The sequence below is a fragment of the Deinococcus depolymerans genome, from assembly GCF_039522025.1.
GTDB classification, from domain to species: domain Bacteria; phylum Deinococcota; class Deinococci; order Deinococcales; family Deinococcaceae; genus Deinococcus; species Deinococcus depolymerans.
Genome location: NZ_BAAADB010000033.1, coordinates 19,140 through 27,129, shown reverse-complemented (window position 1 = coordinate 27,129; position 7,990 = coordinate 19,140). Strand labels below are relative to the sequence as shown.

Annotated in this window: 6 protein-coding genes; 4 read left to right on the top strand and 2 right to left on the bottom strand. The window is 68.9% G+C overall.

The window, feature by feature from the left end; translation table 11 throughout:
* Positions 1–76: 76 nt before the first annotated feature.
* Positions 77–607 (bottom strand): hypothetical protein, encoded by a 531-nt coding sequence (locus ABDZ66_RS16955; RefSeq protein WP_343761467.1) that lies wholly within the window; start codon positions 605–607, stop codon positions 77–79.
* 56 nt (positions 608–663) lie between these two features.
* Here ABDZ66_RS16955 and ABDZ66_RS16950 point away from each other — a divergent pair, with 56 nt between their 5' ends.
* The 3 genes from ABDZ66_RS16950 (at position 664) to drmC (ending at position 4,149) form a co-directional block, all read left to right on the top strand.
* The gene (locus tag ABDZ66_RS16950) at positions 664–1,431 is read left to right on the top strand and encodes a hypothetical protein (RefSeq protein WP_343761465.1); all 768 of its coding nucleotides are present in this window, start codon (positions 664–666) and stop codon (positions 1,429–1,431) included.
* Between the two features lie 158 nt (positions 1,432–1,589).
* Positions 1,590–3,413: a DrmB family protein gene (gene drmB / locus ABDZ66_RS16945; RefSeq protein WP_343761463.1), complete on the top strand. Its 1,824-nt coding sequence runs from the start codon at positions 1,590–1,592 to the stop codon at positions 3,411–3,413.
* Complete coding sequence (drmC, locus tag ABDZ66_RS16940; RefSeq protein ID WP_343761461.1) at positions 3,391–4,149, top strand: DISARM system phospholipase D-like protein DrmC; 759 nt, start codon at positions 3,391–3,393, stop codon at positions 4,147–4,149. The genes drmB and drmC overlap by 23 nt, the downstream gene beginning before the upstream one ends.
* A 41-nt stretch (positions 4,150–4,190) precedes the next feature.
* Here drmC and ABDZ66_RS16935 read toward each other — a convergent pair whose 3' ends face one another.
* On the bottom strand, positions 4,191–4,610 hold the full coding sequence (locus ABDZ66_RS16935; RefSeq protein ID WP_343761459.1) for a very short patch repair endonuclease: 420 nt from the start codon (positions 4,608–4,610) through the stop codon (positions 4,191–4,193).
* Between the two features lie 293 nt (positions 4,611–4,903).
* Between ABDZ66_RS16935 and ABDZ66_RS16930 the strand changes: the two genes are divergently transcribed.
* Entirely contained in the window at positions 4,904–7,981 is a 3,078-nt protein-coding gene (locus ABDZ66_RS16930; RefSeq protein WP_343761457.1) for a hypothetical protein, read from the top strand.
* The last annotated feature ends 9 nt before the right edge of the window (positions 7,982–7,990 follow it).

Below are 7,990 nucleotides of genomic sequence, written 5' to 3'. Positions count from 1 at the left end.
ACCTCCAGCGCACACCGGCGATGGCGATTGGGCTGACCGATCGCGTTTGGACGCTGCGAGCGTGGCTGTCACGGCCTCAAGGCGTTCCCTGTCGGGCATAGTTCCAGCCAACTACCAAATCAGGATTGAGATACTGATTTTCGAGGCGCTGAAGGAAGGCCACCGGGTCGCGTCTGAACCGCAGTTGCTCCCGTCGAGCCTCATGGCGAAGCTCCAGTTGCTGACGAAGCATCCGCCAGGTCGTCACGCACATGGGTTGAAGATCAGCGGCGGTCGGGGCTAACAGGCGGGTTCCAGCTGCAGCAATCAACCGAACCTGCCCCCGAATCACGGTGCCAGGGGCCGCCACCTTCCGACCCGTGATGCGACGTTCGTGATACCTCGCCGCGCCGAAGAACTGCTCCAGGTCGTTATTCGTCCGGGGCAATCCCTGCACCCGGTAGGTGACGAAGAGGTTCGGACGGTAACTCTCAGTTACCTTCAAGAAGTGCTGGAGTGGCGCCGACAGCGAGCCGGAACGGCTCGCTTCCACCTTCATCCGCTGGAGCACGCGGTCAAATTGGCGTTCAACTGTTTCCGGCAGATCGTCGCCAAGGTTCGCGAGCACCTGCTCCTCGGCTGAGATGGGGCTTCACGTTTCTGCCTCAACCAGTACAGTGGATCATGTCGAACACAGTGCGGCGATTGGCGCATGCCCGGCGGCCCCTGCAAGTGCAGGTGGTCATTGAAGGCCACTCGGCGCAGCTCACCGGCTGCTGGTCTGATGGCCGAGTTGAGGTGCATCTTGAGGGGCAGACCCTTGTGCTGACACCACAGGATCTGGTGGTGCGGGCGCAGCACTTGCTGCGCCCGCTCACGATTCTGGTACAGGAGGTCTGCTGTGATCAGACGGCTGCAGCGTGCATCCGGGCTATGAACCGGGCGCTGCTCAAGTCTCAAGCGACGGTAGAGTGCAAAAAGCGCTACTGGCGCCGAGACGAGCAGCGTGCACAGAATGCAGAGCGTCGCGCTCAGGCAACTAGCGACCCGATGCAAGGGCTACTGCTGGTCGACCGTCAAGTCGGCGGCCTGCACCTACAGGGCGTCAGCGTGGACGGCCAAGAGTGGCGGGTGAACGGTACCCGGGGCAGCTTTGAGGCGCTGGCCCAGCACGCTCCGGTGACAGTGCTCGTGGATCTTCTGCTCGCGGCCCGGCCCTTCCTGCAGAACAGCGGGGGCCTGTTCAAGGCCATTTGCACTGCGTGGCCCGAGGTGGGCACGGATGCCCGGTTTGCCCCATACGCCTGTACAGACACGCGAATCCCGTTTGATGAGGCACACCCGGACTTCACGTGGGTGAGAGACGCCCTGCGGGCCCAGTTGGCGCGCGCCAAGCCCATAGAGAAGGCGCATATGAGGCCGCTTCACAACCGCGCGCGCCACGTCCGCTAACGCGCTATGGCGTGAGCTCTGGCTGAAGGAACTGCGGGAGCGCTTCAGGGCGTCCGTCTGGTGATGAGCGGCGCGAAGGTGGAGGACGGGCCGCCCTGGAAGCCCGCCCTCCGCGAAGGCGCAGGAGAGACCGCATTACGAAGAACGCCGACACGGCCGTGGGTTCGGTCCGGCCGAGCCAACTCCTCTGGACGTACGGGCCGGGCGCGCTCGTCGACCTGCCGAACCTTTCCGTCCTGACCATGGGGCTCGACCACTGGCAGGCGGGGCTGTGTACCGAGATCGCCGAGCCGCGCCTGCTGGCCGCGGTGCGGCACGAACTCGGTCCGCAGGTCCAGAGCCTGCGCCGTCCTCCCGTGGGGGACGACAACGTCGACCCGTTGTCCCCGGAGGCGCTGCGAGGCGTTCCGGTCCGTCCGTTCCCGCGGTGGCTGCGCTGCGTGAAGTGCGGCCTGCTGGCCGAGTACGACTCCGGCCTCTTCGAACTCGCACCGGACCGGTACCGGCCGGAACGCACCCGCTTCGTCCATCCCAACTGCGAGAAGGGCAAAGGCAAGAAGTCCGACGCCGTACCGGCCAGGTTCCTGCTCGCCTGTTCGAACGGGCACCTGGACGACTTCCCGTGGCACTGGTTCGTCCACGGCGGCCCGACGGCCTGCCGGGGCACGCTGCGCTTCTTCGAGAGCGGCGCGTCCCTCCAGACGGAGAACCTGTGGGTGCGGCGCGACGGGTGCGGGCAGGCCCGCTCCATGGTCCACGCCTTCGGCGGCGAAGGCAAGGAGACGCTGCCGGCCTGTCGTGGCCGACACCCGCACCTGGACGCGTTCGAGAAGGACTGTGCCGAACAGGCCAGGCCGGTGATCCTGGGCGCCACGAACGCCTGGTTCCCAGTGACGCTGTCGGCCCTCGCCATCCCGACCGGCGACGCCCCGGTCGAGCAGTTCGTGCAGGAAGCCTGGGAGGACATCAAGGACGCCGAGGACCTGGGCGAACTGCGGGGCGTCCTCAAACAGCTCAAGCGGCAGGCCCGTTACCCGGACATCGACCGGTACGCGCCCGAGGACGTGTGGGAGGCCGTCCGCAGGCGCGTGGCCGGAGAGTCGCAGGAGGCCCGCCCCGTCACCGAGGAGGAGATGAAACGCCCGGAATGGGAAGTGCTGATCGCGCCGGACGGCGGCGACAACGACTGGCCGCACTTCATGGCGGAAGCCTGCGACGTGCCGTCCGAGTACGCCGGGAAGCTCGGAGCCGTGTCCCTGGTCAAACGCCTGCGCGAAGTGAACGCCCTGTTGGGTTTCACCCGCGTCGACTCGCCCGAAGAGGTGTTCGACGAGAACGGCAAGGAACGCGTCGCCCGCCTCACGAAGGGGCGGACACCCTGGGTCCCCGCGAACGAGGTCCACGGCGAAGGCGTCTTCATCCGGTTCGACGAGGAGGCCCTGCGCGCCTGGCTCGACAGGGCGGCGGTGCGGCGCAGGGACGCCCGCCTGTTCGAGGGGCACAAGGGCTGGCGCGCCAGTCGGAAACTCAATCCCGAAGCGCGCTATCCGGGCATGCGGTACGCCATGCTGCACACCCTGTCGCATCTGCTGATCCGCGAGTTCGCGTTGGAATGCGGTTACAACGCCGCCAGCATCCGGGAGCGCATCTACTCCAACGACGACGAGTCCGCACCCATGGCGGGCGTGCTGCTCTACACCGCCGCGGCCGATTCTGACGGTACGTTGGGCGGACTGGTCGAACTCGGCAAGCCGGAGAACCTGGGCCGGATCATCCGTCAGGCGCTGCGGCGGTCCCACGTCTGCTCGTCCGACCCGCTGTGCTCGGAACACGATCCCGGCAAGGACCGCTCGCTCCACTCGGCGTCCTGCCACGCCTGCGGGTTCGTGGCCGAAACGTCCTGCGAACGCGGCAACCGATACCTGGACCGGGCCCTGCTGGTCCCCACGTTCGAATGCCGTGACGCCGGCTTCTTCGAGTGACGTGAGCGGACAGCGACTCTGGCGAGCGGTGGCGGCCGTCGCGCACGAATGGCCGCCCGGCCACGTCCGGCGGCTGGCCGAGCGTCTGGAGCACTCGGGCCCGCGCTCCGCAGGCGGCTCCGCGCTCGAGCGGGAACTCGTCGCGGCCTGGACGGCCACGACGGTCACCCCCGGCGAGTTGGCGGCGGCCCTGGACGCCGCGGCGGCCACGGCGGAACACCTGCGCGGAGAGGAGGGCGTGGATCTCGTCTGGACGGGCCCCGTGACCGAGGAGGTCCCGATGCGGCGCACGGAGAGCGTCCTGGCGGAAGTGGTCGGGGAAGCCGTCCGCACCGTGCAGGTCGTCAATTTCGTCGCCTACGAGGTTCCGTCCGTATCGGCCGCCCTCCGCGACGCGGTCGCCCGGGGCGTGGAGGTCTCCGTCGTGCTCGAAGCGCCGACGACGCTGGGAGGGCGACTCGACACGGACTGCGTCTCGGCCATGCGCGCCGCCGTACCGGGCGCCACCGTGTACGTGTGGACGGAACAGGAAGCCGGACGGCGTGGAGTCGTGCACGCCAAGTGCGCGGTCGCGGACGGCAGGATCGCGCTGGTGACGAGTGCGAACATCACGGACGCGGCGCTGTCCAGGAACATGGAGTTGGGCGTGCTGATCCGCGGCGGCCGACTCCCTGCGCGTCTGGCCCGGCACCTGCGGGCACTCGTCGATCGGCGCGTGCTCTCGCCCGCCGAGTGAGCCGCGCCCGGCGCGGGAGCCGGGGCGGGGCGCGGCGTGTCTCAGCGGGTGGCGCGACGGGCAGAGACGAGCGAGGCGACTTCTTCCACCACGTCGGGGAGACGTTTCTTCACGTCCTTCTCCCACACCCGGAGGACCTGCCAACCCAGGGCTTCCAGGTCGGCGACGTTGCCGCGGTCGCGTTCGATGTTGCGTTCGATCTTGGCCTTCCAGAAGGGCTGGAGTTTCGCGGACCAGGCCGCGAAGTCCCGGCCGTGCCAGAAGTCGCCGTCGACGAACACCGCCACCTTCGCGCCCGGGAACACGACGTCCGGCGATCCCGGCAGGCCTCTGACGTTCTTCCTGAAACGCAGGCCGCGCCGGTGGAGCGCGGAACGCAGGGCGAGTTCGGGGGCCGTGTCCTTCTGCCGAACCCTGCCCATGAGGGCGCTGCGCTGCTCCTTCGTGAGTCGGTCGGGCATGCTCCGAAGCTAGAGCATCGGGTCTCCCCCGGATCTTCGCCGAGCTTCATGCTCTCGAGAGAGACGCCCGACAGTCCTTCCGGCGACGAGGGCGCAAATAATTTAGTGAAACTTTTCATTATCGGTTTACACTCATATTCGTTTCGCAGTTCGCTCCATGGGGATCCTGGACACCTCGCAGGCCCCCGACGGGTGCCGGTCAAATCGACTCCGCAAGCGTCGGGGCGGGTGCTAGAACGTCGCATCAATTCACGTCGGCCGGATGGATGTCGGCGGATTCGGGAGAGGACATCATGACTGGAGCACAGCCGACCGCCGTCCGAGATTGGCGCGTATGGAGCTATGACGAATGGAACGCCAGACTCGCCGCCTACTACTTCTCCGTCGGACCGGGAGAAAGAGAGACGGCGGTGGAGCAGCTGCCCGCGACGCCGCACGAGTTGGCGCTGGTGACGGGAGACCCGGACGCGAACGCGGAAGAAGTGGTCGCTCGTTTCGTCGCGGTCCTGAAGTGGCGACTGCCGCCCGGCGAATCGTTCCGCACCTTCTGTCTCAAGGAGACGAGCTGGAAACCGACGTCGGACACTCCGCCCCGTTTCTTCGGGATGCTGTGGTTGACGTGCCTGGTCGCGTACGGGTATCCGTTCGGTCGGGAAGGCGGGTTCCACGAACGCATGGACGCCGTGTTCGAACGGCGACAGGCGATGGAATGCCTACCGGACCTGTGGCTCACTCTCGCCGAGTGGACGCTGGCGAACGCCCCGGCGGGGCGGATCCGTCGGCTCGTCCTCCCCCCTCGCGACTCGTTCCGCAAGCGCATAGGGGCGTCGTGGTTCCTCGCGTTCCCCCACGACCGCGACAGGGCCAAGCTGCGACACCTGCTGGAGACGAACGAGCTGTTGGGTGACGAGCCGCCCATGCGGCGGGTGCTCAAGCTGCTCCAGGATGCGAAGGCGTCCTTCAGTCAGGAGTTCCGCAAGGATCTCGAGCATTTCGTGGAGCGTTTCGTCGAGACCGGAGCCGACGTCCGGAACAGCGCCTTCTGGAGGGCGGTGCGGCAGGAGGCGCTCCGGACGGGTCTCCACGGACGCCGGGAGGCCGGCACCTGGGACGTGCGGCTGCTCGCAGAGTTCGACGACGACGAGGACCTGCTCCGCCCCTTCCTGGCCTGCCCGGACGACGCGGCGCTGCCGCCCGAGCTGGAGGCGGTGCCGCTCGGGTTCGAGCACGACGGCCTGACCCGGCTCGTCCGACTGGCGGACGCCGGGGCGCCCGATCCGGTCCAGGCGGCCGTGACGGCGGCCTTGGAAGGAGGGTCGCTCGCCGCTCGGCCCGCGAGACAGTTCAGGCGGGGCGTCCTGATCTTCCGTGCCCTGGCGGGCGGAGCGTTCGAACTGGTCTCGGGCACCGACGCGGAGCAGGCGGACATGGCCCTGGTCCGCGACGACCTGGTCGGGGCGTTCGTCTCCCATTTCGGCGGGCGCCGGGAACCCGCCCTCCTCCAGGGCTGGAGTCAGGTCGTGGACTGCCGGGTACGCATCGCCAAGGACGCTCCGGCCGGCCTGGAAGGTGCGACTCATCTGCAGGCCACCATGGCTTCCCCGTCCGTGCGGATCGTGGGTGGCGTGCGGGGCGACGACGGTCACGTCGCGCTCGAAGGCTTCCTGCCGCGGATCCGGTTCGCCGGCGCCTCGTCGGTGGACATCCTGGACGTGGACGGGAACCTCGTCTGCGCCGCCACGAAGTCCATGGATATCCCCGACGAGTGGGTCCTGCCCGACGCGCCCCTCGCCGACGCGCCCGGCCGTTACCTGGCCCTGGTGCGCTGGCCGGCCGCCGACGGCGACGACAACACCGCCAGCTGCGAATTCGCTCTCGGTCACCGACACCTGACGCACGACTACAAGCCGGTCGGATCCGGCGTGTACGCGCTCGAAGGATGCGGCGCGGCCGCCGTAGAAATCGAACGGACCGATGAGATACCCGACTGGGTCTCGACCCGGACGCCCGGCCGACGGGTCGACCTCGTCGGAGCTGTTCGGGACGTACGCTACCTGGGATCCCGACTCGGCGACGTCGCCGCGTGCCGCGGCGACGCGCACGAGTGGCTGGTCGTCGGCGAAACCGACCGGCCGACCCAGCTGCTGTTCGTCGGCGATCCGGACTCGCCTACGCCGCGCATGCCACGTAAGAGTCCCCACTCCCGCGACCGGAAGGTCTGGCGCCTGGCCGTGCACCGCAGCGCCAGTGTCGGCGTGGTCGTCGGCCCCGACCGGGTGGATCCGATCGAGCGGCACCCGCGGGTGCAGGCCGTCCTGGCGTCGTTCAAGGACCGGGCGCGGGACGGGGCGGACGAGCCCGACGAGACGGTGGGCGGCACCGCTGCCGGCGGCGGTGCCGCCTGGACGGGCGTGGAACCGGACGACCGGACCCGGCGGCTGGTGGACGTCTTCGCGGCCCTGGCCGTGCGGCGCAGCGGGATCCGCCTCGACACGGCGGTGGAAGCGTTCGCGCGCGCGACGGGCTTCGACCGGTTCGACCGCTCGGGCACCCTGTACGAACTGCTGCGGGCCTGGGTGGAGGTGGGACTTCTGGACGTGGTCCATGCGCGTGCCCAGCCGGTCACGTACGTCGTCGCGCGCCGACCGGGGTTCGTCGCCTATCCCGTCGGCCGCCGGGTCCGGGCGACGTTGCTCGGCCTGATGCCGTCGTTCGACGCCGCCGAATTCGCCCGGCGGGCGAAGCGGTACGGAGCGGTCGTCACCCGCCGCCTCGCCGCGAACCCCTGGCAGCCGGCGGTGTTCCAGGTGGACGTCTCGAAGACGGAGATCCTGGAGCGGCTGTCCGCCGAATTCGAGTTGGCGCCGCTCCGGTGGCTCGACCCGGATCTCACTGTCCAGGCGCCGGACGACTCGCCCGGGGATCGGCGGCCGGCAGGATCCGCCTACGTCCGCGAACGGGTCTGGGACTGGAAGGCGTCCCGTTTCCGACCGGCCGCGGCGCGCGGGTCGGACGGCGTCGCCGTCGAACTCCGCCGTCATCCCGGCTCCTGCCCGCTGTACGTGATCCGTCGCGACGGCGTGGACCTCTACAGCTCCGAGCTCCGGAACGCCACCCTGACGAAGGCTTACCTGCTGAAATACGGCGATCTCCCCTTCGACGACGATCCCGGACGACCCGTCCAGCGGACCTGGGCACAGGGCCTCTACCTGCCGCTCCGCTTCGGTCGCCTCTGCGCCGTGATCGGCGAAGGACTCTCGGGTCCGACGCTCGCCGAAGACGGCGCCGTGACCGGGTACGCCTACCCCCTGTCCGGTCCGTACCGGGACTCGCTCTCGGCGTACCTCAACCCTCCCTCGTTCCCGTCCTGAGACGTTCGG

Excerpts from the sequence above, each read along its gene's own strand:
- ABDZ66_RS16930 (WP_343761457.1), top strand. The coding sequence starts at position 4,904 with ATGACTGGAGCACAGCCGACCGCCGTCCGAGATTGGCGCGTATGGAGC.
- ABDZ66_RS16935 (WP_343761459.1), bottom strand. The coding sequence starts at position 4,610 with ATGCCCGACCGACTCACGAAGGAGCAGCGCAGCGCCCTCATGGGCAGG.
- ABDZ66_RS16950 (WP_343761465.1), top strand. The coding sequence starts at position 664 with ATGTCGAACACAGTGCGGCGATTGGCGCATGCCCGGCGGCCCCTGCAA.